This window comes from Streptomyces sp. NPDC014676, assembly GCF_043084105.1.
In the GTDB taxonomy this organism is placed as follows: Bacteria; Actinomycetota; Actinomycetes; order Streptomycetales; family Streptomycetaceae; genus Streptomyces.
In genome coordinates, this window is the sequence record NZ_JBIBZI010000001.1 from 30,352 (window position 1) to 54,658 (window position 24,307).

Here is a 24,307-nt window from a genome sequence, read left to right on the forward strand (position 1 = left end):
TAGGGGGTTGTGCCCACCCGGCACTGGAACAAAAGGGCGCAAGTCTTGCACAACGGCTTCGGTGCCTGCGCACGCCTGCCCGGTTCGCGTATGGTCACGCTCATCTACCCCCGGCTAACCGTGGTGCATCCGTGATCCGATTCGACAACGTGTCCAAGGCCTACCCCAAGCAGAACCGCCCCGCACTCAGGGACGTCACCCTGGAAGTGGAGAAGGGCGAGTTCGTGTTCCTCGTGGGGTCCTCCGGCTCCGGAAAGTCCACCTTCCTGCGGCTGATCCTCCGCGAGGAGCGGGCCAGCCACGGACAGGTGCACGTCCTGGGCAAGGACCTCGCCCGCGTCTCCAACTGGAAGGTGCCGCAGATCCGGCGCCAGCTGGGGACCGTCTTCCAGGACTTCCGTCTGCTGCCCAACAAGACGGTCGCCGAGAACGTCGCCTTCGCGCAGGAGGTGATCGGCAAGTCGCGCGGTGAGATCCGCAAGTCCGTGCCGCAGGTGCTCGACCTCGTCGGGCTCGGCGGCAAGGAGGAGCGGATGCCCGGCGAGCTCTCCGGTGGTGAGCAGCAGCGCGTCGCCATCGCGCGGGCCTTCGTCAACCGTCCCAAGCTGCTCATCTGCGACGAGCCCACCGGCAACCTCGACCCGCAGACCTCCGTCGGCATCATGAAGCTGCTCGACCGCATCAACCGGACGGGCACCACCGTGGTGATGGCGACGCACGACCAGAACATCGTGGACCAGATGCGCAAGCGCGTCATCGAGCTGGAGAAGGGCCGTCTCGTCCGCGACCAGGCACGCGGCGTCTACGGCTACCAGCACTGACGCTCCACGGAAAGGCTTGATCAGACGCCATGCGCGCCCAGTTCGTCCTGTCGGAGATCGGCGTCGGTCTCCGCCGCAACCTGACGATGACCTTCGCCGTCGTCGTCTCCGTTGCCCTGTCGCTAGCCCTGTTCGGCGGGTCGCTCCTGATGAACGACCAGGTGAACACCATGAAGGGCTACTGGTACGACAAGGTCAACGTCTCCATCTTCCTGTGCAACAAGGCTGACGCCGAGTCCGACCCCAACTGCGCCAAGGGCGCGGTGACCGACGACCAGAAGGGTCAGATCAAGACCGACCTGGAGAAGATGTCGGTCGTCGACTCGGTGTCGTACGAGTCGCAGGACGAGGCGTACAAGCACTACAAGGAGCAGTTCGGCGACTCCCCGCTGGCCAGCTCCCTGACGCCGGACCAGATGCAGGAGTCGTACCGCATCAAGCTGAAGGACCCGGAGAAGTACCAGGTCATCGCGACCGCCTTCGACGGGCGGGACGGCGTGCAGTCGGTGCAGGACCAGAAGGGCATCCTGGACAACCTCTTCGGGCTGCTGGAGGGCATGAACATCGCCGCCCTCGCGATGATGGCGCTCATGCTGGTCGTCGCCCTGATGCTGATCGTGAACACGGTGCGCGTCTCCGCGTTCAGCCGCCGCCGCGAGACCGGCATCATGCGCCTGGTCGGCGCCTCCGGCTTCTACATCCAGACGCCGTTCATCATGGAGGCCGCGGTCGCCGGACTCATCGGCGGCATCCTCGCGTGCGGGTTCCTGGTGCTCGGCCGGTACTTCATCATCGACCACGGACTGGCCCTGTCGGAGAAGCTGAACCTGATCAACTTCATCGGCTGGGACGCCGTCCTGACGAAGCTTCCGCTGATCCTCGCGACCAGTCTGCTGATGCCGGCGTTGGCCGCGTTCTTCGCGTTGCGCAAGTATCTGAAGGTGTGACTCTTGCCAAGAGGGGCGTACGGCCAACCTGCCGTGCGCCCCTTCGCGTTGTCCTAGACTCACCGGCATGTCAGGTCGTGCCCTGTTCTGTCAGCCCCGCCGCATCCGCCGCGGGGCCGCCCTGACCTTGGTGTTCGCGAGCGTGCTCGTCGCCGGCGCGGCCACGGGCAACCTCCCCGAGGCCGACGGCGGGACCACGGCGGAGGGGACCGGTCCGGCCGCTCCCGTCGGCCACCAGGCCGACGTCACCAGGGCGGCCGAGGAGGCCGCCGCCGACGGAACCTCCCCCATGGAGGCCGCCCAGCGGGCCGTCAGCCGCAGCGGGGACCGCTGGGCCGCCGTCTACTCCCCGGACGAGTACGAGGAGTTCGAGGAGGCCCTGGACGGCCGGTACACCGGCGTCGGCCTGTGGGCCCGCGAGCGGGAGGGCCGTATCGAGGTGACGAAGGTGGGCGACGACACGCCCGCCGCCGACGCCGGTATCCGCGCGGGCGACCGGCTGCGCAGCGTCGACGGCCAGCGGGTCGACGGCCGGCCCGTCACGGAGGTCGTCTCCTTACTGCGCGGCGAGACCACCGGCGAGTCCGCCGGCACCACCGTCCGGCTCGGTCTGGAGCGCGGCACGCGCACCTGGCACGAGACCGTGCGCCGGACCAGGCTGTCCCAGGACACCGTCACGGTCCGCGAGCTCGCCTCCGGGGTGACCGTCGTCAAGGTCGGCGCCTTCACCAAGGGCTCCGGCGACGAGGTCCGCACCGCCGTCCGGCAGGCCCCCGCCGGCGCCGGCATCGTCCTCGACCTCCGGGGCAACTCCGGGGGACTGGTCGCCGAGGCGGTCACCGCCGCCTCCGCCTTCCTCGACGGCGGCCTGGTCGCCACGTACGACGTCGAGGGTGAGCAGCGCGCCCTGCACGCCGAGCCCGGCGGCGACACCACCAGACCCCTGGTCGCGCTCGTCGACGGCGGCACGATGAGCGCGGCCGAGCTCCTCACCGGCGCCCTGCAGGACCGCGGAAGGGCGGTCGTCGTGGGCTCCCGCACCTTCGGCAAGGGCTCGGTCCAGATGCCGACCGAGCTGCCCGACGGCTCCGTCGCCGAGCTGACCGTCGGCCACTACCGCACCCCCTCCGGCCACGGCGTCGACGGCCACGGCCTCACCCCCGACCTGGAGGCCGACGAAGAGGCGCTCCAGCGGGCCGAGACGGTCCTCAGCGGGCTCGGCCGGTAGGGCACCGTCGATAATCGGCTTCCCGCCGGCCCCCTCCGTAGTGCGAAAATGGGCGGCACTATGGCTAAGGAAAAAGGGCGCAAGCTGATCGCGCAGAACAAGAAGGCGCGGCACGACTATCTCGTCATCGACACCTACGAGGCCGGCCTGGTCCTCACCGGCACCGAGGTGAAGTCCCTGCGTCAGGGCCGGGCGTCGCTGGTGGACGGCTTCGTCCAGCTCGACGGCAACGAGGCGTGGCTGCACAACGTGCACGTCCCGGAGTACAGCCAGGGCACCTGGACGAACCACAGCGCGCGGCGCAAGCGCAAGCTGCTGCTGCACCGCGAGGAGATCGACAAGCTGGAGTCCAAGTCCCAGGAGACGGGCCACACCATCGTGCCGCTCGCCCTGTACTTCAAGGACGGCCGCGCGAAGGTCGAGATCGCGCTGGCCAAGGGCAAGAAGGAGTACGACAAGCGGCAGACGCTCCGGGAGAAGCAGGACCGGCGCGAGACCGAGCGGGCGATCTCGGCGGTCCGCAGGAAGCAGCGCGCGTAGGCCCGCGCGGAGTGCCGGGGAATATGCTGGCACGGACCCGCGTTGGTCACGTACGATGGCGACAGCACCCCACAGCGGGTGCGGGCCCCCTCCTCGGAGGGACTTGAAAAATCAACATGGGGATGATCGGTTTCGACAGCGGCTGTCGAAGCAGGGGAAGCGTGTCGAGGAAGCGGCCATGATCTCGTAAACCACAGGCCGAAAAAAATAATCGCCAATTCCAAGCGATCTGTCTCCCAGGGCGAGCTCGCCCTCGCTGCCTGATCTTCAGGTAGCGAGCAGCGGCTCCCCTACTTAAGGGAGTGTCAGCCCGGGGATGTTCCCGACCCGGATCCTGGCATCAGCTAGGGAACTAAACCTTGATCCCGGTCACGGGGTGAAGAGGGAAACCACACAGTGACTGGGCCCGTCGGAGACTTGTCGGCGTGATCTCCGGGGCCGAGAAAAGCACAGCCGACTGCACACGGAGAAGCCCTGGTTCCGCACCGTTGGACGCGGGTTCGATTCCCGCCATCTCCACTCCACCCCATGTGGGCACAGGCCCCGTCGCTTCGAGCGACGGGGCCTTTGTCATGCGGTCCGGGAAGCCCGAGGGCCGGGCTGGGGCATCGGGCTTGAGGCGTCGGGCCGAGGTGCCGGGCTTGAAGCGCCGGGCTTGAGGCGCCGGACGAGGCGCCGGGCCGATGCCGCACCGGCCGGTCACGCCCCGCGCGGTGCCGTGCTCGCCCGCTCCGTCAGCCGGGGCGGCAGCAGGGTGGCCTCCGGCACGGGGGCACCGGACAGCTTCCGTAGGAGCAGGTGCACCGCGCGGGTGCCCAGTTCCGCCGACGGCACGGCGACCGAGGTGACCGGGACACGGGCCGACGCGGCGACGGGGGACGGGCAGACGGCGGTCAGGGACAGATCGCCGGGGACGCTCAGCCCCAGCTCCTCGAAGGCGTCGATCAGCGGATCGATCAGCGGTTCGTTGTGCACGACCACCCCCGTCAGCGACGGCAGCTCGCGCACCAGCCGCTCGGCGATCGCGCGGGCGGCGTCACGGCCGGCCCCGCACGGACGCACGGCTGAGGTGAGCCGGTGCCGGTCGGCGGCCGCCGTGAAGCCCTCCACCAGCCGCCGCGCGAACGCGGTCCGCCGCACGTACACCTCCGGCGGCGAGCCGACCAGCGCCACCACCCGGTGCCCGAGCCGCGCCAGATGGTCCACGCACAGCTCACCGGCCGCCCGGAAATCCAGGTCGACACAGGTCAGCCCGTCCGGCTCGGCGGGCACGCCGATCAGCACGGACGGCAAGGCCCCCGTGCGTAACAACGGCAGCCGGGGGTCCTGGAGCTGTACGTCCATCACGATCACCCCGTCCGCCAGCCGGGTGTCCGCGACGCGCCCGAGGCCCTCCTCGCCCTCGCCCTGGGTGAGCATCAGCACATCGTGGTCGTGGGCGCGGGCGGCGGTGACCACCGACACCGCGAACCGGGTGACCACCGGCACATGGACGCCGGAGCGCATCGGGACCGCCAGGGCCAGCACCTTCGACCGGTGGCCGGCCGCGCCCCGGCCACCGCCGTCCGCGCGGTAGCCCAGCTCGCGGACGGCCGCCTGCACCCGGAGCCGGGTCGCGTCGGAGATCGGACGCTTGCCGCTGAGCGCGTACGAGACCGTACTGGGGGAGACCCCGGCGCGCCGGGCCACATCCGTGATCTTCACCATCGGGCGTCCTCATCTGCACGATCCGCGGGGATGCAGAAAGCGGTTTCGAAGCGCTTCGACGGGTGAAGGTATGTGCGGGATCCGTGACCGTCAATGGGTCGGGAGGGAATCGGTGGAGCGGTTCGACGGCCCGAACGGGACAAACGCGCAGAGGGCCACGAGAAGGGCGATCGCGGCCGCCGCCACCGGCACGCCGTACCCGGCCGTCGCCGAGACGTGCTCCACCGTCCAGCCGCCCGCCGCGCTGCCGCAGGCGATCCCGCCGAGCAGACCGGTCACCGCGAGCGTCATGCCCTCGTTCAGCCGGTCCTCGGGCGTGTACCGCTGGACCAGGGTCATGGTGGTGACCATGGTGGGCGCGGTCGCCATCCCGGCGACCAGCAGCGCCCCCGCCAGCAGCACCAGCGAGCCGGTGAGCCCGGCCGCGAGCAGCGGCAGGGTCATCAGCGCGGCCATCGCGGCCAGGCACCACGGCAGCCGGGACCGCGCGGACCCCGCCGGGCGCATCGCCCCGTACAGCAGCCCCGCCGCACAGGAGCCGGCCGCCTGGAGCGCGAGCACGGCGCCGGACGCCGCGCGGTGTCCCCGCTCGTCCGCGAACGCGAGGGTGACGACCTCCAGCGAGCCGAACACCGCGCCCGTCGCGAGACAGACCGCCAGCAGCGGCCGCATGCCGGGCGACCGCAGCGGCGCCCGCGCGGAGGAACGCCGTGCGGCCGGCGGCTCGGTCGACCGCTGGGCGGTGAACAGCACGGTGCCCGTCAGCAGCAGCACGGCACCCACGAGCGTGCCCGCCTCCGGGAAGAACGTCCCGCACAGGAAGGCCGCGAGCACCGGGCCGAGCATGAAGCACAGTTCGTCGGCGGCCTGTTCGAAGGAGTTGGCGGTGTGCAGGGCCGCAGTGTCCCCCTTCAGCAGGTGCGTCCAGCGGGCCCGCGACATCCCGCCGGTGTTGGGGGTGGTGGCGGTGGCGGCGTAGGAGGCGAACAGGGTCCAGTCCGGGGCGCCGTGGCGCACGCAGAGCAGCAGCGCGAGGGAGCCGAGCACGGCGAGCACCGTGGCCGGCAGGGCGACCCGGGCCTGCCCGTACCGGTCGACCAGGCGCGCGGTCCACGGTGCGACCACCGCCGTCGCCGCCAGGCCCGTCGCGGTGACGGCGCCGGCCAGGGCGTACGAGCCCCGCGTCCCGGCGATCATCACGACCGCGCTCACGCCGAACATGCCCATCGGCAGCCGCGCGATCAGGTTCCCCGCGGTGAACGCGCGGGCGCCGGGCAGCGCGAGGAGACGGCCGTACGGTCCCTTGGGGCGGCGGTGCGGGCCCTTCGCGCGGGGCTCGCTCCGCCCGCGCGGGCCGAAGTCGACGGCGACCAGGGTGTCGGCGGTGACCGTGAGCAGGGGAGTGTCCCGGGAGCGGGAGGTCGTCTGGGGCATGACACCACCGTCGCCCGCGCCCATGGGTCCGGTCCAACACCTTCCCGGCACCGATTGACGCACCTGTGTTGTAAGTTCGCGTCATGCCCGCCCCCGCCCACCTCGACCCCCGCCTGTTGCGCGCCTTCGTGACCGTCGCCGAGGAGCTGCACTTCACCCGGGCCGCCACCCGCCTCTACGTCGCCCAGCAGGCGCTCAGCAGGGACGTACGGAGGCTGGAGCGCGAACTGGGCAGCGAGCTGTTCGTACGGACCACCCGCCAGGTGACGCTCACCGCCGACGGCGAACGCCTGCTGCCGTACGCCCGCGCGGCGCTCCAGGCGCAGGACGACCTGCTCGCCGCCGCCGGACAGGCCCGGCCCCTGCTGGTGGACCTCAACTCGCCGGGCCTCGTCACCCCGCGCCGGGTACTCCACCGGGCCCGCGAACTCGCCCCCGCCCACGAACTGATGGCCCGCTACGAGAGCGGGCTGACCGGGGCCGCGGGGGAGCTGCTCGCGGGGCGGCTCGACGCGTCGTTCGGACGGTTCGCGGGCCTCGCCCCCGCACTGCGGGCCGGACTCGACCAGCAGCCCGTGCGCCACGAGCCGATGGCGGTCGTCCTGCCCGAGGACCACCCGCTGGCCGCGCTGGCCGAGGTGCCGCTCGCCGCACTCGCCGGCGAGACGGTCTACGCCGGGGCCGGCAATCCCCGTACGCCGGAGTGGACGGACCTCGCGCGGTCGCTGTTCGAGGGGCGGGGGATCACGCTCGCGCCGCCCGCGCCGCTGGCCGTCGGGGAGGAGGAGTTCCAGCGGATCATGGCCAGGACACGTCACCCGATCCTCGCCGTGGTCGATTTTCCGCCACTGCCCTCGACGGTTCTGCGCCCCCTCGTGGACCCGGTTCCGCTGTCACCCGTGTCCCTGGTGTGGCGGAAGGGGCTGACTCATCCCGCCCTGGACGCCCTCCGGCGGGCGGCGGCCGTCGTCGCCGCCGAGGAGGGCTGGCTGCGGCGGCCGGACCGGGGATGGCTGCCCGAGCGGGACATTGTCGTGATGGGGGCCCGGTGATGTCTCACTACTGACACGAACGACCGCCCCGGGAACACGGGACCTCCACGTACGCTACATTCGGTCCCCGAGCACAGTGTGATAACCGGGGCGCTCGGAGCGGGTGGGGGCCCGGTCCGTCGGCGGGTGCTCGGGTCGTACGCGCGCCGGAAATGTCCTCTGGGGGGAAGTGCGTGCGCGTGGAGAACTGGCGAGAAGACGCCCAACCGGATCGGCCCGAGGCCGTGTCGGCGTTCGACGGGAACGCCGAGGACGAGGACCTGCGCGAGACGAGAGTCCTCCCCCTGAGAGAGAAGCCCGCCGACGCGGACGTGCGCGACGCCGGCTCCCTCGACGACCGCTGGGCCCGCCTCGGAGTCTTCCCCGGCGGTGACGACAAGACCCAGGTCCTGCCCGACACCGCTCACCGCGCGGAGCCCTCCGCCCGGCCCGGACCGCGGCCCGGCGACACCCGTGGCCCCGCGGCACCGTCCGCGGGCCGGCCGGACGGCCCCTGGACCGCCCGGCGCCCCGCGGCGCCGGGGCGGACGACGCCGTCCGGAAGCCCGGTGGACGGTCCCCGGCACGCCGGGCGCCCCGCGGCGCCGCACCGGACCGCGCCGTCCGAGAGCCGGCCGGACGTTCCCTGGGACACCGAGCGCACCACCGCCCTGCGCGTCCCCCGCCAGCCGGGCGGCGCCCCCGGCGCCAAGCCGGCCGACCCCTCCTCCCGACCGGGCGGGGCACGCCCCTCGGGCGGCCGGGGCGTGACCGGCGCCCCACCGTTCGGCACCGGAGCGGCCGACTTCCCGCCGGCTTCCGCGGGCCCGTCGTCCGAGGCCGGGACCGCCGTCTTCCCCGCGGCCTCCGGGCACTCGTCGTCCGCCCCCGGCGCAGCCGACGCCCCGACCGAGTTCCTGAGCCCGTCCTCGGACTCCGGGGCCCCGACCGAGTTCCTGAGCCCTTCTTCGGACTCCGGCGCCCCGACGGCCTCCCGTACCTCCGTCCGTGACCCCTGGCAGGAGGAGGCCGGCGACTCCGCCGCGGCCACCCACGACCCGCACGAGGTGACGGTCCAGCTCGACTCCGTGCAGATAGGGGAGGGCCTCGAACTGCGCCGCGCGCCGGGCCGGGCGGGCGGCGGCGGGCAGGACGCCGCCGGTGGTCCCGTGTTCGTCGACGAGTCCGGCCGCCGCAGCCGGCTCTACCGCCGTATCGGCCTGGCCGTCGGCCTCGCCTGCGCCGGCTACGCCGTCGTCATGGTCGCCACGCTGCTGTCCGGCAACTCCGACGCCCCCTGGATGCCCGTCCCCGGCCAGGAGGACAAGCCCGCCGGTCAGGTCGAGACGACACCACAGCCCACCGAGACGGACGCCACACCCGGCTCCGGCACCGGCCTCCTCCCGGGCGGCACGCCGACCACCGGCACCCCGACCCTGCCCGCGCCCGACACCACCGCCCCCGTGGCGGGCGGCGGAACCGGCACCGGGAACCAGCCGGACGCCGCCGACCCGACACCGCCGACGACCGAGCAGAACAGCACGGACCCGGCCGCCGGCGGTGACGAGGACACCTCCTCCACACCCTCGGACGACACCGTGAGCACACCGCCCGCGGACCAGCCGGTGTCGGAGATCCCAGACCCCGTGACGACCGCCCCCACGGGCGGTGGAGGGGCCGACGGCACCGACGACCTCGCCGATGCCCCCGCCGACCAGCCGGTCGTCGCCGACGACGGCTCCGCCGCTCAGCCGGACCCGTCCACCACCCCCGCCGCACAGTCCCCGGAGAACGTCGTCTGATGGCATCCCGCTCCCCCCGTCACCGGCCTCCCCGCCAGGCCCGTGGCGGTGCCCTGCGTCGCCGTGTACCCCTGCGCCTGCTGCTCCCGGTGCTCGTCCTCGTCGCCCTGGCGGCGATGCTCATGCTGCGCGGATACGTGCACAGCGAGATCCTCGCCGACCACCGTGTCCAGAAACCCGCACCCACCACCCAGGTGCCGAAGGACATACTGGAGGGCGGCCCGGTCATCGACGCCCGCACGGGCAAGCCCCAGAGCCTGAGCGTGCCCGACCACCGCCTCGTCCTCACCTTCGACGACGGCCCGGACCCGACCTGGACCCCGAAGGTGCTCGACGTGCTGAAGAAGCACGACGCGCACGCGGTCTTCTTCGTCACCGGCACCATGGCCTCCCGCTACCCGGACCTCGTCCAGCGCATGGTCGACGAGGGCCACGAGATCGGCCTGCACACCTTCAACCACCCCGACCTCGCCCTCCAGTCCACAAAGCGCATCGACTGGGAGCTGTCGCAGAACCAGCTCGCGATCACCGGCGCGGCCGGCATCCGCACCTCCCTCTTCCGCCCGCCGTACTCCTCCTTCGCCGAGGCCATGGACAACGAGTCCTGGCCGGTCACCCAGTACATCGGCAGCCGCGGTTACCTCACCGTCGTCAACAACACCGACAGCGAGGACTGGAAGCGGCCCGGCGTCGACGAGATCATCCGCCGCGCCACGCCCGAGGGCGGCAAGGGCGCCATCGTCCTGATGCACGACTCCGGCGGCGACCGCAGCCAGACCGTCGCGGCGCTCGACGAGTTCCTGCCCGGCCTCAAGGACAAGGGCTACGAGTTCGACAACCTCACCGAGGCCCTGGACGCGCCCAGCGCGCACAGCCCGGTCACCGGCGCCGAACTCTGGAAGGGCAAGGCGTGGATCTTCCTGGTCCAGGCCTCCGAGCACATCACCGACGTCCTGGTGGTCGGCCTCGCGATCATCGGCACCCTGGTCATCGCCCGTTTCGTCCTGATGCTCCTCCTCTCCGGCGTCCACGCCCGCCGGGTCCGCCGGAAGAACTTCCGCTGGGGCCCGCCGGTCAACGAACCGGTGACGGTGCTGGTCCCGGCGTACAACGAGGCCAAGTGCATCGAGAACACCGTCAACTCCCTGATGGCGAGCGAGCACCCGATCGAGGTCCTCGTCATCGACGACGGTTCCACCGACGGCACCGCCCGCATCGTCGAGGCGATGGGCCTGCCCAACGTACGGGTGATCCGCCAGCTCAACGCGGGCAAGCCGGCCGCGCTCAACCGGGGTCTGGCCAACGCCCGTTACGACATCGTCGTGATGATGGACGGCGACACCGTCTTCGAGCCGTCCACGGTCCGCGAACTCGTTCAGCCCTTCGGCGACCCCAGGGTCGGCGCGGTGGCGGGCAACGCCAAGGTCGGCAACAAGGACAGCCTCATCGGCGCCTGGCAGCACATCGAGTACGTGATGGGCTTCAACCTGGACCGCCGGATGTACGACATCCTCGGCTGCATGCCGACCATCCCCGGCGCGGTCGGCGCCTTCCGCCGTTCCGCCCTGGAGCCCATCGGCGGCATGAGCGACGACACCCTCGCCGAGGACACCGACGTCACCATGGCGCTGCACCGCGCCGGCTGGCGCGTGGTCTACGCCGAGAACGCCCGCGCCTGGACCGAGGCCCCGGAGTCCGTCAGCCAGCTCTGGTCCCAGCGCTACCGCTGGTCGTACGGCACCATGCAGGCCATCTGGAAGCACCGCCGCGCGGTGATCGACAAGGGCCCCTCCGGCCGCTTCGGCCGCATCGGCCTGCCCTTCGTCTCCCTGTTCATGATCGTGGCCCCGCTGCTGGCCCCGCTGATCGACGTCTTCCTGCTCTACGGCGTCGTCTTCGGCCCGACCCAGAAGACGATCACGGCGTGGCTGGGCGTCCTCGCCATCCAGGCGGTCTGCGCGGCCTTCGCCTTCCGCCTCGACCGCGAACGCATGACCCACCTGATCTCGCTGCCGCTGCAGCAGATCCTCTATCGCCAGCTCATGTACGTCGTGCTGCTCCAGTCCTGGATCACCGCGCTCACCGGAGGCCGCCTGCGCTGGCAGAAGCTGCGGCGCACCGGCGTCGTCGAGGCGCCCGTCGGCGGAGCGGTACCGAGCCAGAGCCGGCGCAGCGATGATCGGAGGCCCGTGGCATGACCCACGGATACACGACCGGTACGGGCACGAGCCCGGAACCGGCGGGCCCGTACGGAACGCCGCACGCGGGGAGCGCGGGCGCGGTCCCGGAGACGCCGTACACACTCCCGCAGCAGCGCGCGGCCGAACCCGCGCCCGAGCCGGCTCCCGCTCCGGCGGCCAAGAAGCCGGGCCGGGACCGGTACTTCGACCTCCTGAGGGCGGTGGCCCTCTTCCGGGTGGTCCTCTACCACCTGATGGGCTGGGCCTGGCTGCCCGTGGTGTTCCCGTCCATGGGCGTGATGTTCGCCCTCGCCGGCAACCTCATGGCGCGCTCCCTCAAACGTCCGGCCGTACAGGTCGTACGGAGCCGGATGCGCCGACTGCTGCCACCGCTGTGGCTGATGGGCGCGTTGGGTGTGGCAGGCATGCTGCTGCAGGGCTGGGGGCCCGACGACGACGGTCATCCGGGCTGGTGGTGGTTCCACCTCCTCTACTGGATCCTGCCGCTGAGCGACCCGCCCTATGGCGAGGATCTGCCCGGTATCCATGGCATCCTGGGCGAGAACTGGGCCTCGGACTTCGCGGGTCCGCTGTGGTACATCCGCGCCTACCTCTGGTACGTGCTGCTCTCCCCGTTCCTCCTGCGCGCCCTTCGCGCGTTCCCGTGGGTGACGCTCCTGGCGCCTCTGGCGCTCTCGGCCGCCCTCGAGTTCGGCTACCTCAACCTGCCCGGCGAGCGGTTCCCCTCGGCCCTCACGGACTTCAGCACCTTCGGCGCCTGCTGGGTCCTGGGCATGGCCCATCAGGAGGGCATCCTCAAGCGCCTCCCGCGCTACATCGTGCCCTCGGTGGCACCGGTGATCGCTGCCCTGGGTCTCTGGTACGCCTTCAGGCAGGGCTTCAAGACCGGCTACGACCTGGACTCCATCCCCTTCGCCCAAGCCGTCTGGTCCTTCGCGACGGTGCTCCTGCTCCTGCACCTGAGCCCGTCGTGGTCCGAGTGGCCGCGCCCGCTGCGCCGCTGGGACCGGCTGATCACGCTGCTCAACTCGCGGGCGGTGACGATCTACCTGTGGCACAACCTCTGCATCCTGATCGCCGCCACGCTGTGGGACCAACTGTGGGGCTTCGACGTGCTGTACGAGAACGTCCCCTGGCTTCTGGAAAGCCCCTGGCCGGTCCTGGTCCTCGCCTGGGTGCTCATCGGCAGTTGTGTCGTGTGGTTCGGCTGGATGGAGGACGTGGCGGCGAAGCGCAAGCCGCAATTGTGGCCGGACGGAAGCAAGAGCAAGCGTTCCCAGCCGAGCGCCGGGGTGCACCGGGGCTGACATCACGGTGCTGACGCGCGAAGCGGGCGAGGGCCGTCGGAAGTGTTACCCGACGGCCCTCGCCCGCTTCGCTTGCAGCCGTGCGGCTCACCCGATGGCGATGCGTGTCTTCCAGTAGCTCGCCGTTCCGATGATCTCGGTGCCGGATCCGGACAGGACGGTCCTGCCGCCGGCGTAGAAACGGACGGTTCCGTCGGTGCGTGCGGTCCAGATGTCGGGGATGGCGTCGCCGTTGGCGTCCGGCGTGCCGATCAGCAGGTAGATGCTGGAGCTGCCCCAGCCGGAGGCGCCGTAGACGGCGTCGGTGCCGTCGGCGGAGTTGGCGGCGGAGGCCAGGGAGGTCAGGTCGGTTCCGCCGCCGGCGGCCTTGATGCCCTTGCGCAGGAGGAGCCGGCCGGAGGCGTCGCTGCGGTAGACCAGGTCGGTCACCCCGTCGCCGCTGATGTCGGCCGCGGTGACGATGTCGCGGTCGGCCCAGGGGGTGGAGGACAGCCGGATCGCCTTGTCGACGGTGGCGCCGTGGTAGCCGGTGAAGGCCCAGATCTCCTCGCCCACGGTGGCGAAGAAGTCCGTGCGGCCGTCCCCGGTGGCGTCGCCCGCCGAGACGATCTGGGTGAGGGAGGCGGGGCTGGGCGCGTTGTCGGGCAGGAGGATCTCCACCCGGCGGTCGATGTTGACCGCGCCGTAGCCGTCGCCGGGGTAGACCCAGAGCTTGCTGCCGACGCGGACGATGAGGTCCTGGAGGCCGTCACCGCCGTAGATGTCGCCGTTGTGGGTGATCAGGGCGCCCTTGAAGTGGCCGGAGGGTGCGGCGACGTACGGGGGCAGGTTGTCGCCGTTCGGGTCCTTGTCGGGGTTGGAGCGGTAGGCGCCGGACATGGAGTAGTCCAGGTCGCCCGAGCCCTTGGCCAGGTCGTTGGTGGCCTGGGAGGGGTACAGCGCCAGATTGCCGCCCTCGGTGACGACCATCAGGTCCGGCAGTTTGTCGCCGGTGAAGTCGCCGGGGGTGTCGGCCTGGTCGCGTGGGGTGACGTAGAAGAAGTACTTCGTCGCCTGGGAGGGGTTGCCCGCACCGTCGACGGTGCGCACGTACAGCACGTTGGGGCCGGCGGTCGGCGGCTTCGCGTTCGCCAGCGTCGCGCTGACGCTCGTGGCCGTCCCGGAGGCGCGGCTCACGGAGAACGGGTAGCTCGCCGAGTTGAAGCCGTACTCGTAGCGGACCACGTCCGTGTTCAGTGCGCGCACGGTGAAGGATCCGGGCGTGCCGAACTTCTTCGCGGACCAGTTGGCGTCCTCGGCGTCGTTGCCGAAGCCGTTCTCACTGCCGTCGGCGTTGGGGAAGTCGGTGGAGCTGACCTTGGGCGGTTTGGGCGCGGTGGTGTCCAGGACGAAGCGGCAGGGTGTCTTGGCGGGGGCGTAGGCGGAGGTGGAGTTGGCGTCGTCGATCGCGCGCACCCGCCAGGAGTAGAGGGTGTTGTTGGTGAGCTTGCTGGTGGCGAACCCGCCGGTGGTGCGCAGAGCGACGTCCTTGTCGCCGCCGACGGAGACGTTCCCGGTGGTCTTCAGCAGGTCACCGGTGGTGTCCCACTTGCCCGTCGGCCACAGGTCGAAGTCCAGGCGGTCGAGGTTGTTGTCCTTGTCGGACGCCCGTGCGGTGAAGGTCAGGTCGCCCGAGCCCATGCGGACGTACGGTTCGGTGGTGGTGCACTTGGCGTCCGGGCCGAGGTCGAGGGACTTGGAGTCGACGACCGGCTTGCGGTTGTAGACGAGTTCCAGTATGGGCGCGTTGTCGCCGTTGGCCCGGAACTTCTTCCACGCGTACTGCGATTTCTCGTCCCGTGCCCGCAGCCCGAACGTGATGCTGTCCTTGCCCTGGTCGGCCCGCTGCTGCGCGGCCTTCTTCACGTCGAAGGTCTCGTAGGCGTCCCGGCAGCCGGACTTGTAGCCGTGCGCGAAGCTCTTGGTCGCGAACTTGTTGCCGTCGGTCAGCTTCGGCGCGTTCTTCCAGTTGGTGTGCCCGTTGACCGCTCCGGTGAGGTGCACGCTCATCGAGCGGGCGCTGCACGACCAGGAGTACGTCTCCAGCATCCGCAGCTTCGCACTGGTGATCTTCGTGCCCTTGAGATCCTTGTCGAAGGCGATGTTGAAGTACGAGCGCGAGGTACCCCAGGTGTCCGACTCGAAGCCGACCCGCGCCTCGTGCGTACCGCCCTTGTTGAAGCCCTTGCCGTTGTAGAACGTGGCGTTGGGGTGTCGGCTGTAGGCGGTGGTCCAGTTCTGGGTGTGCTTCTTCACCGACGGGTCGACGAACACCGGATAGGTGGTCGCCGGGTCGTCGAGGAAGGACGGCTCGGGGGTGAGGACCCAGTTCGCCCCGGTCAGGTCCGCCTCCACCAGCTCACCGCGAGAGTCGGGCGAGGGCCCGTCGAGCCCGGCCAGGCCAAGGGTGGCCGCTGGACCGGGCTGTGTGGGCGCGGGCGTCGGCTCCGCCGGCGCGGACGGCAATGGTGACTCCGACACCATCACCTCGGGACCGTCGCTGGCCGCCGGCAGGGTTTCCGGGGTGGTGTCGGCCTGTTCGTCGGTCTCGATGAGCTCCTCGGTCGGGCTCGCGCCGTTGCTCGGCTCGTCCGAGGGCGAGGTGCTCGGCTCCGGGCTCTCCTCGGCGGTCGGCTGTGCGGTCGCGCCGACGCCGCCGTCCGTCACCGCCGGCGCTCCGCTGCTGTCCCACATCAGCGGGGTCGGCGAGACCGCGATCTCTTGGGCGTAGAAGTTCTCGGCGGACAGGACACCCGTGACCGGGTCCAGCCGGAAGGTCAGGTCCGGAGAGGTGATGCCGTACGACAGCCGCTGGGCACGGGGGTCGGCTGCTGCCTGCCGGTTCTTCAGGACCAGTAGTTGGGCGAAGCCTTCGTCGTCGGCCGTGAGCACCAGATCGGCGCCCGGGAAGATCTCCGGGTACAGGGCCCGCGAACCGTCGATGACGGGGGCGGGGACGGCGCCCGGCCAGGTGAGCTGGATGTCGTGGCCGTCGACGGTCAGGGTGACGAGCGGGCTCGCGGTTTCGTCCGAAGCGGCCCCGGCCCCGTTGAGCAGAGAGACGCGGCGTACGGTCGAGCGCGAGGCACGCCGGTCCTCCCGCGTCGGCGAGCCCTTGTCGGAACCGGCCGAGAAGACCATCCGCGCGTTGGTCGCCTTCGGTTCCCAGCCGTCCTCGGTGCGGTGGAGGTCGTAGTCGATGTCCTTCCACTCGCCGCCCACCTTGGCCCGGATCGGCGAGGAGTGCAGGTTCTTGACCATGAGGCCGTCGGGCCGCGCCCACGTGGTGGAGCGCGCCGTACGCGATGCGGTGACCTCGACGGGCTTGCCGGTCTTCCGCGCCCGTGACACAGCGGTGGCTTCGGTCACCGGCTTCACACTTCGGTCGCGGTGCGGTTCCCCGTGTGAGCCGGAGTCGTCCAGGCCGAGGCCAACGAAGGTGATGCCAGTGGCGGCGAGAGCCGCGGTCAGTACGGCGGCGGTGGTCCGATTTCCGGGCAGCCCCAGGCGCCGGGTGCGCTCTGTGCGCGTCATCGGGCGAGTTCCCCTTCCCCCCTTGGAACCGGCACGGAAACAGGCGCGGCCGGGCGAGCCGATGATGACCCATGAGCGCGCCGACGTCACGCTTCGCGTTGAACACGTGGGATGAGCGGAACGAGCACCGGGGCCGTACCTCCAGAGGACACGAATTACCGTCAACTGCCGTTTCAGGCTTTTAAGCTGACCTCAATTCAGTTTCAAGCAGGGCAAAAACTCCTCGCGTAGATGAGTGTTTGCGACTGAATCCGATGAATCGCGCGCTACCTCAGGGAAATGCGGGTGTCGGCGTTACAGTCGATAGGCGAGAACTGTGCATTACGGAAGGTTATGAAGTGTTACGCAACGTGATGGTGATCACATCGGCGCGGTCGATCTGGCGGAACTTCACAGACGCTGCACAAAATCAGCTCATCTGATACGCCATCACGCGTGGTCCGAACCCGGTCCCGCCTCACTGGTCCGGGGGGACCCCGTCGTGTTCGGTCGCTACTCACCTGCCCGCCGTGGCCGCACGCGCCGTGTGCGCGCGGCCGTCGTGCCCACCATCGGGGCGGCCCTGCTGGTGGGCCTCCTGCCCACGCAGTCACTGGCCCTTCCACCCGATCCGTCCGTGGCCGAGAAGGGCCGTGAAACCCTTGACCTCGAGGCGCTCGACCAGGATAAGCCGCTTTCGGGCGAGGCCTTCGAGCGGGACCTGGAAACCCTGAAGGTCGACGTCCCCGCAGACCAGGAACAAGCCCCGGCCGGCACGGCGACGGCGCCTGCCGCCGACTCCGGGCTCGTCAGCTTCGGCTCTGCCGCGGCGGCCGACCAGGCCACCGTGCGCGCGGGCACGGACGCCCAGCAGGTCGACCTCACCCCGGTCGAGGACCTTCCCGTCAGCCTCGGGCAGGCTGCGGACCAGCCCGCGCCCACCGGCACCTGGCAGGTGTCCGTCACCGCCCGCACCGCGCCCGTCTCCCAGGGGGTCGACGGCGCGCTCATCACCGTCCAGGCTCCCGCCACCGGCTCCGTGCCTGTCTCGGTCGAGCTCGACTACGCGAAGTTCAAGAACCTCTACGGCGCGGACTGGGCCTCCCGGTTGCGCTTCGTCCAGTTCCCGGAGTGCTACCTGACCACGCCCGACGTCGAGGCGTGCCAGACGTACGAGGAACTGGAGACGACCAACGACACCAGGACCCAGACGATCACCGCGACGGTCGACACGGCGGCGGACGGCACCGTCACACCGGCCGTGGCGAAGACCTCCGAAGCCACCGGGCCCTCCGTCGTTCAGGCCGCGTACCGCGCCTCGGTCACGCCGGCCGCAGCAGGTGGCGACACGGCCGTTGTCGGCGCGGTCGATTCCGGCGGAGGCGCGGGAGGGACCTTCAAGGCCACGCCGCTGGCCTCCAGCGGCTCCTGGCAGGCCGGTGGCTCCTCGGGAGCGTTCACCTGGTCGTACCCGCTGACGGTTCCCGCCGCTCCGGCAGGTCCCGCTCCGCAGATCGCCTTCACCTACAACTCCCAGTCGGTGGACGGCCGCGTCGCGGTCTCCTCACCCCAGTCCTCCTGGATCGGTGAGGGCTGGGACTACGACCCCGGTCACATCGAGCGCCGCTACCGCTCCTGCCAGGACGACCGCAAGACCCTGGACGCGGGCACCCCCAACAACACGGCCAAGGCGGACAAGACCTCCGACCTGTGCTGGGTGTCGTACAACGCGGTGATGTCCCTGGGAGGCAGGAACGTCGAGCTCGTGCGGGACGCCCCCGCGGGCAGCGACCCGGAGACCGACACCGAGGTCTACCGTGCCCAGACCGACGACGGCACCCGCGTCGAGCGCAGGACGGGCGGGACCAACGGCGACGACAACGGCGAGTACTGGATCGTCACCACCACGGACGGCACCAAGTACTACTTCGGCCTCAACCAGGTCGGCGGCGGTCACTCCGACGCCAACTCCGTTTCCACCGTGCCCGTCTTCGGCAACCACCCGGGGGAACCCTGTCACGCCACCGCGTTCGCCGACTCCCGCTGCGGGACCGGCCGGCAGCAGGCCTGGCGCTGGGGCCTCGACAAGGTCGTCGACGTGCACGGCAACGTGATGGTCGTCAACTGGAAGCAGGAGACGAACCACTACGCGGTGAAGAAGAAGTTCTCTTCCCCCGAGCAGTACGAGCGTTCCGCCTACCCGACGACCATCGAGTACGGCATGCGCTCCTCCGACCTCACCAAGCCGTCCGCGACGGTCGAGTTCGGCGCCGAGCAGCGCTGCCTGAAGTCGGAGACGGCCTGCGACGCGGCGAACTTCGCCAAGACCGACGATCCTGGGGCCTACCGCCCCTGGTGGGACACTCCCGGCAACCTCAACTGCAAGTCGACGTCGAAGCTGTGCCCCGCCTTCCCGTCGTTCTGGACGCAGATGCGTCTGGACACGGTGACGACGAAGGCCGCCCGCGCCGGCCAGACCGGCCTGGGCAAGGTCGACACCTACCAGCTCCACCAGTCCTTCCCGGAGGACTGGTACGACACGGCCCCCGGTTTGTGGCTGAACTCGATCACCCGCCGGGGCTTCGCCCCCGGTGACACCACCGGCACTCTCCAGCACAAGGACGGTGTCAGCTTCGCCGAGTACTCGGTCGGCTCCACGTCACCCCTGCGCGCGAGACTGAAGGACCGCCAGCTTCCCAACCTCGTGCCCAGCGGCCCGGACGACCAGCGTCCCGCCTTCACCCGGCCCCGCATCGGTACGGTCGCGACGGAGCACGGCGGTGACATCGAGGTCGAGTACAAGGGCGGCTGCGCCAGTGAGCCGTCCGAGGACAAGGGCAAGGACAACGGCACCTGCTACCCGGTCCGCTGGTCGCCGGACGGTGACGAGAAGACGCCGGCGAAGGCGTGGTTCAACAAGTACGTCGTCCACTCCGTCACCCAGACCGACAAGGTCACCTCGCACGGCAAGCCCGTTTATACGACGTACAAGTACACCGGCCCCGCCTGGGCCAAGAGCGACGACGAGTTCACCCGACCGTCCCTGCGGACGTTCAGCGTCTGGCAGGGCTACCGCCAGGTCGCGGTCACCAAGGGGAGCAAGACCACCTCCCAGTCGGGCGAGCCACAGGGGCAGTCGTACTCCGAGACCCGGTACTTCCAGGGCACGGGCGGACAGGTCAAGGACTCCACGGGTACGTACACGCTGGTCACCGACGACGCACCGCAGTACGCGGGCATGACGGCGGAGAGCATCACCTACCTGGACTCCGACAAGCGGGTGCAGAAGCGTGCCCTGAGCTTCCCCTGGTCGAGGCAGACCGCCTCCCGCTCCCGTGAGGCCGAGAACGGCACCGCCCTCGACCCGCTGCTCGCCCACCGCACCGGCGTCAAACGGTCGGACGAGATCCAGACCGTCGACACGAGCTGGCGGGCGGTACGGACCCTGACAACCGTCGACGACACCTACGGTCTGCCGGTCCAGGTCGAGACGTCCGTGGTCAAGCCGAACGGCACCGGCGAGACCCTGTCCGACCAGAGCTGCACCAGGACGTCGTACGTGCACAACACCACGGCGTGGCTGATCGGCCTGACGAAGGAACAGCGGACCACGGGCACCTCGTGCGCGGGGTACGACACCGCGGACCCCGCGACCAAGCTCGTCAAGGCGGTCCACAACAGCTACGACAACCTGTCGTACGGCGCGACCCCGACCAAGGGCCTGCTCACCTCCCAGGCCGGTGTCGACGGTGCCGGGACCTCCTACTCGGTCGTCACCAGCACGACGTACGACCCGCTGGGCCGCGTCCGCACGGTCGCCAGCCCGGGCGTCGGCACGACCGAGACGCAGTACACCCCCGCGGACGCCGGCGGTCCGGTCACCGCCACCAAGGTGATCAACGCCAAGGGCCATGCCGTCACGACGACCTTCGACCCCGGCCGGAGCCTGGCGCTGACGGTCACCGACGCCAACGGCCGGGTCACGCGCAACGAGTACGACGCCCTCGGGCGCCTGGTGAAGGGCTGGTCGCCGTCCCGCTCCTCCGGCGGCAAGTCGCCCGACGTGGAGATCTCGTACCAGGCGGCGATCGCCACCGCCGAGACGACCCGCCCTGCCGCGGTCACCACCAAGAACCTCAAGGACGACGGGACGTACAGCCGTCAGGTGGCGATCTACGACGGCCTGATGCGCCCCGTGCAGACGCAGTCCGAAGCCCACGGCCCCGGCCGTGTCGTCACCGACACCACCTACAACGACCACGGCCTGGTCGACGAGCAGACCAGCGGGTACCTCGCGAAGGGCGAACCGGCCGCCGAGCTCTTCGCCCCCAGGTCCCGGTCCCTGATCCCGAGCTGGATCAAGTACCGCTACGACGGCCTGGAGCGCAAGCAGCGCGAGTCGACGTACCACGACGGCGACTTCGCGTACGCGACCTACACCTACTACAGCGACACCAGCACGTACGTTGACCCCGCCGGATCCACGGTCCCGCGGACCCGCACCTTCACCGACGCCCTCGGCAGGGTCACCTCCGTCCGCCACTACAAGGACGACGGGAGCACCGCCGAGGGGCGCGCCACCTCGTACGAGTACGACGCGCGCGGCTACCGCACCAAGGTCACCGACCCGGCCGGCAACGCGTGGACGTACACGTACGACGCACGGGGACGGGTGACCTCCGCCACCGACCCCGACACGGGCGAGACGAAGACGTGGTACGACGAGGCCGACCGGCCGGAAAAGGTGACGGACGCCGAGTCCAGGACGACGTACACCGAGTACGACGAGCTGGGCCGGGTGGAGTCCGTCCGTGAGGGCTCCGCGACGGCCGTCCCGGTCAAGGAGTTCACGTACGACAGCTTGCCGGGCGCGCTCGGGCAGCCGGTCGCCTCGATCCGGCACACCTTGAACGGGGACTACATCGAGCGCGTCACCGGTTACGACACCGAGTACCGGCCCACCGGCACGGAGACGGTAATCCCGCCCAGCTCGCTGACGACGGGCGTCGCCGGGACCTACACCTACGCGTACACCTACACACCCGTCACCGGACAGGTCCAGTCGGTCACGCTGCCCGCCGTGGGCGGGCTGGCGCAGGAGAAGGTCGTCACCCGCTACAACGCGGACGGCCTCCCCGAGTCGACGTCGGGCCTGGCCTGGTACACGTCCGATGTGACCTACTCGCCCTACGGCGAGGCCCTGCGCACGGTGTCCGGCGCGCAGCCGTACCGGGTGTGGACGACGAACTTCGTCGACCCGCACACCGGCCGGCTCCAGCGCACGGTCGCGGACCGTGAGACCTCCGGTCCGCACCGCATCGCCGACGGCTACTACGCGTACGACAAGTCCGGCACCGTCACCTCCCACGCACGCCGGCTGACGGACGCCTCGGGCTCGTCGTGGGACACCCAGTGCTTCACCTACGACGTGATGGGTGAACTGCTCAACGCCTGGACGTCGAACATCACCCCGACCGGCTCCGACGACGGCTGCAAGGCGTCGAACGGCGCGACCTGGGGCCCCCGCACGGACTACATGGCCTCGTCCGGTCCGGTGGCCGACGCCCCCGACGCGTCGACGGACGTGTCGAGCCCGGACACCTCGCTGGCCTCCACCCGGGCGGCCACCGCTCCCGACGCGGCTACGGTCTCCACCGGAGGGACCGCCTACCACCAGTCCTTCACCTTCGACTGGCTCGGCAACCGCGCCGCCATGACCGAGCACGACCCGGCGGACGCGACGAAGAACGTCGGCTTCACGTACGGCCACGGAACGACCCAGCCGCACACGCTGAAATGGGTCAGCTCCGACCCGGCCGGCAAGGGCAGCAGCTACGCGTACGACGCGACGGGCAACACCGAGGTCCGCGACCTGTCCGCCACCACGCAGAACCTCACCTGGACGCACGAGAACAAGCTCGACACGATCACGGACGACGGCAAGAAGACCACGTACGTCTACGACACCGCCGGAAACCGCGTCCTGGAGAACTCCCCGTCGGGTTCGACGCTCTACCTGGGCGAGACCGAGGTGACGACCGACGCCACCGGGGCGATCGTCCGGGCCTCCCGCACCTACGGGCAGGCCGGCGCACCGTCGGTGACCCGCACGACGAGCAACGGCGCGACGACGGGTCACCAGCTCAGCGTGCTGCTCACCGACCACCTCGGCACGGCGAACACGGCGGTCTCCCTGTCGAGCGGCCAGGCGGTCACCCGCCGGGCCTTCAAGCCCTACGGCGAGACCCGCGGGACCAAGCCGTCGGCCTGGCCGAACAAGCGCGGCTACCTGGGCGTCGGCATCGACGACACGGCCACCGGGCTGACCCACATCGGCGCCCGCGAGTACGACCAGGACTCCGGCCGCTTCCTCTCGGCGGACCCGGTCATCGACATCGCGGACCCGCTCCAGATGAACGGGTACGCGTACAGCAACAACAATCCGGTCACCCACTCGGACCCCACCGGCCTGTTCTGCGACGGATGCAGCGTGAACAACCCGGACTCCGTCTGGACCCCGGAGAACGGCCCCGGCTGCACCACGACGCACTGCTACGACCACGACGGCAAAATTCTCTACTCGACATCCGGAGGTGGCAAAGGCGGAGGCGGCAGCACTGGCAGCGTTGGTACCACCAATTCAGCAGCCGCTGATTACCGGTGTGGGTTCCCAGGCTGTTCCTCGGCTAGTTACAGCGGGTATGGGAAATCGGTAGACGAGCACATCAAAAATTCCCTCCCCTACCACTCTCCCGTCCCCGGGGTTGAGGGAATCTGGAAGGCGCTCAAGTCCGTGGTTCTCCCGGATGTCGGCGAGTGGAAGGCGTGCGGAAAAAACCCCGGCATCAATTCCCATTGCGGCTGGGCCGCGACTGACCTTCCCTGGTTCAAGGCCCTGAAGGGCTTGAAGTTCCTGAAGGTGAAGAAAGCCGATGATGCTGTTGATGCAGTCACGTGCACGCGATGCTTCCTAGCCGGCACGGACGTCCTCATGGCCGACGGGACCACCAAGGACATCGAGGACGTCGAGCTCGGGGACGAGGTCCTGGCCACCGACCCGGAAACCGGCGAGACGGGCCCCCGTAAGGTCACCCGCCTCATCGTCACCGAGGACGACAAGCACTTCAACGAGCTGTCGATCGCCACGGCCGACGGCATCGAGGAACTCACCGCGACCCACGAGCATCCCTTCTGGTCCCCGTCGGAGCGGGACTGGATCGAAGCGGGCGAACTCGCCGCGGGCATGACCCTGCGCACCGACACCGGCGACACAGTCATCGTCACCGGAAACCGTGCCTTCACTATGCATGCCCGTACCTACAACCTCACGGTTGACGACCTGCACACGTACTATGTGCTGGCGGGGAATACTCCGATACTGGTTCACAACAGTGGAGGGTGCATTCCGGCCCTCCGGGATTGGAGCAGCCAACGCTTCCAGTTCGGGAACCAGGCCTTCCTTCTGGACAAGAAGGGAATGGAGCACATCCTCACTCGTCATCATCCGAAGATGTGGGATGGCTCGGTAAAGGCTCAGCAGTCTTTCTTCGACCCCAAGATGAGCGTTGCTGATGTTCAGGACGCAATCGGGCAGGTCATGCGCCAGAACAGAGATACGCTCGTTCAGCGAGGAAGCAGGGGTATGTATCAGATTCAGGGAAACGTCAACGGAGTAGACTATGTTCTCGGCATGAATAAAGGCCGAGTCGGCCAGTTCTACCCTGTTACTCCCTGACA

12 protein-coding genes and 1 other RNA gene are annotated in these 24,307 nt (G+C 70.0%); 10 read left to right on the forward strand and 3 right to left on the reverse strand.

Going from position 1 to position 24,307, the window contains the following annotated elements:
- Positions 1 to 131: 131 nt before the first annotated feature.
- From ftsE to ssrA, 5 genes are all read left to right on the forward strand, one after another.
- On the forward strand, positions 132 to 821 hold the full coding sequence (gene ftsE, locus ACF1DX_RS00115) for a cell division ATP-binding protein FtsE (protein WP_030834344.1): 690 nt from the start codon (positions 132 to 134) through the stop codon (positions 819 to 821).
- Between the two features lie 29 nt (positions 822 to 850).
- A complete protein-coding gene (gene ftsX / locus ACF1DX_RS00120; RefSeq protein ID WP_030868508.1) occupies positions 851 to 1,768 on the forward strand; it encodes a permease-like cell division protein FtsX in 918 nt (305 codons plus the stop codon).
- A gap of 67 nt (positions 1,769 to 1,835) precedes the next feature.
- Positions 1,836 to 2,996 carry a S41 family peptidase gene (locus ACF1DX_RS00125; RefSeq protein WP_391788994.1) on the forward strand — a complete coding sequence of 387 codons (1,161 nt, stop codon included), beginning with the start codon at positions 1,836 to 1,838 and terminating at the stop codon, positions 2,994 to 2,996.
- Positions 2,997 to 3,056: 60 nt separating this feature from the next.
- Positions 3,057 to 3,536 (forward strand): SsrA-binding protein SmpB, encoded by a 480-nt coding sequence (smpB, locus tag ACF1DX_RS00130; RefSeq protein ID WP_030868512.1) that lies wholly within the window; start codon positions 3,057 to 3,059, stop codon positions 3,534 to 3,536.
- A gap of 118 nt (positions 3,537 to 3,654) precedes the next feature.
- Positions 3,655 to 4,058, forward strand: a transfer-messenger RNA (tmRNA) gene (ssrA, locus tag ACF1DX_RS00135).
- A 177-nt stretch (positions 4,059 to 4,235) separates the two neighbouring features.
- Here ssrA and ACF1DX_RS00140 read toward each other — a convergent pair.
- Positions 4,236 to 5,243 (reverse strand): LacI family DNA-binding transcriptional regulator, encoded by a 1,008-nt coding sequence (locus tag ACF1DX_RS00140; RefSeq protein ID WP_391788995.1) that lies wholly within the window; start codon positions 5,241 to 5,243, stop codon positions 4,236 to 4,238.
- 90 nt (positions 5,244 to 5,333) lie between these two features.
- A complete protein-coding gene (locus ACF1DX_RS00145) occupies positions 5,334 to 6,677 on the reverse strand; it encodes an MFS transporter (protein ID WP_391788996.1) in 1,344 nt (447 codons plus the stop codon).
- Between the two features lie 83 nt (positions 6,678 to 6,760).
- On the opposite strand from ACF1DX_RS00145, the gene ACF1DX_RS00150 reads away from it, so the two are divergent.
- The 4 genes from ACF1DX_RS00150 (at position 6,761) to ACF1DX_RS00165 (ending at position 13,018) form a co-directional block, all read left to right on the forward strand.
- Positions 6,761 to 7,729: a LysR family transcriptional regulator gene (locus ACF1DX_RS00150; protein WP_391788997.1), complete on the forward strand. Its 969-nt coding sequence runs from the start codon at positions 6,761 to 6,763 to the stop codon at positions 7,727 to 7,729.
- Between the two features lie 179 nt (positions 7,730 to 7,908).
- Positions 7,909 to 9,510: a hypothetical protein gene (locus tag ACF1DX_RS00155; RefSeq protein WP_391788998.1), complete on the forward strand. Its 1,602-nt coding sequence runs from the start codon at positions 7,909 to 7,911 to the stop codon at positions 9,508 to 9,510.
- Complete coding sequence (locus tag ACF1DX_RS00160) at positions 9,510 to 11,708, forward strand: polysaccharide deacetylase family protein (protein WP_391788999.1); 2,199 nt, start codon at positions 9,510 to 9,512, stop codon at positions 11,706 to 11,708. Before ACF1DX_RS00155 ends, ACF1DX_RS00160 begins: the two co-directional genes overlap by 1 nt.
- Positions 11,705 to 13,018: an acyltransferase gene (locus tag ACF1DX_RS00165; RefSeq protein ID WP_391789000.1), complete on the forward strand. Its 1,314-nt coding sequence runs from the start codon at positions 11,705 to 11,707 to the stop codon at positions 13,016 to 13,018. Before ACF1DX_RS00160 ends, ACF1DX_RS00165 begins: the two co-directional genes overlap by 4 nt.
- A gap of 87 nt (positions 13,019 to 13,105) precedes the next feature.
- On the opposite strand, the gene ACF1DX_RS00170 is transcribed toward ACF1DX_RS00165, so the two are convergent.
- Positions 13,106 to 16,591 carry a DNRLRE domain-containing protein gene (locus tag ACF1DX_RS00170; protein ID WP_391789001.1) on the reverse strand — a complete coding sequence of 1,162 codons (3,486 nt, stop codon included), beginning with the start codon at positions 16,589 to 16,591 and terminating at the stop codon, positions 13,106 to 13,108.
- Between the two features lie 541 nt (positions 16,592 to 17,132).
- Here ACF1DX_RS00170 and ACF1DX_RS00175 point away from each other — a divergent pair.
- The gene (locus ACF1DX_RS00175) at positions 17,133 to 24,305 is read left to right on the forward strand and encodes a polymorphic toxin-type HINT domain-containing protein (protein ID WP_391789002.1); all 7,173 of its coding nucleotides are present in this window, start codon (positions 17,133 to 17,135) and stop codon (positions 24,303 to 24,305) included.
- Positions 24,306 to 24,307 lie beyond the last annotated feature (2 nt).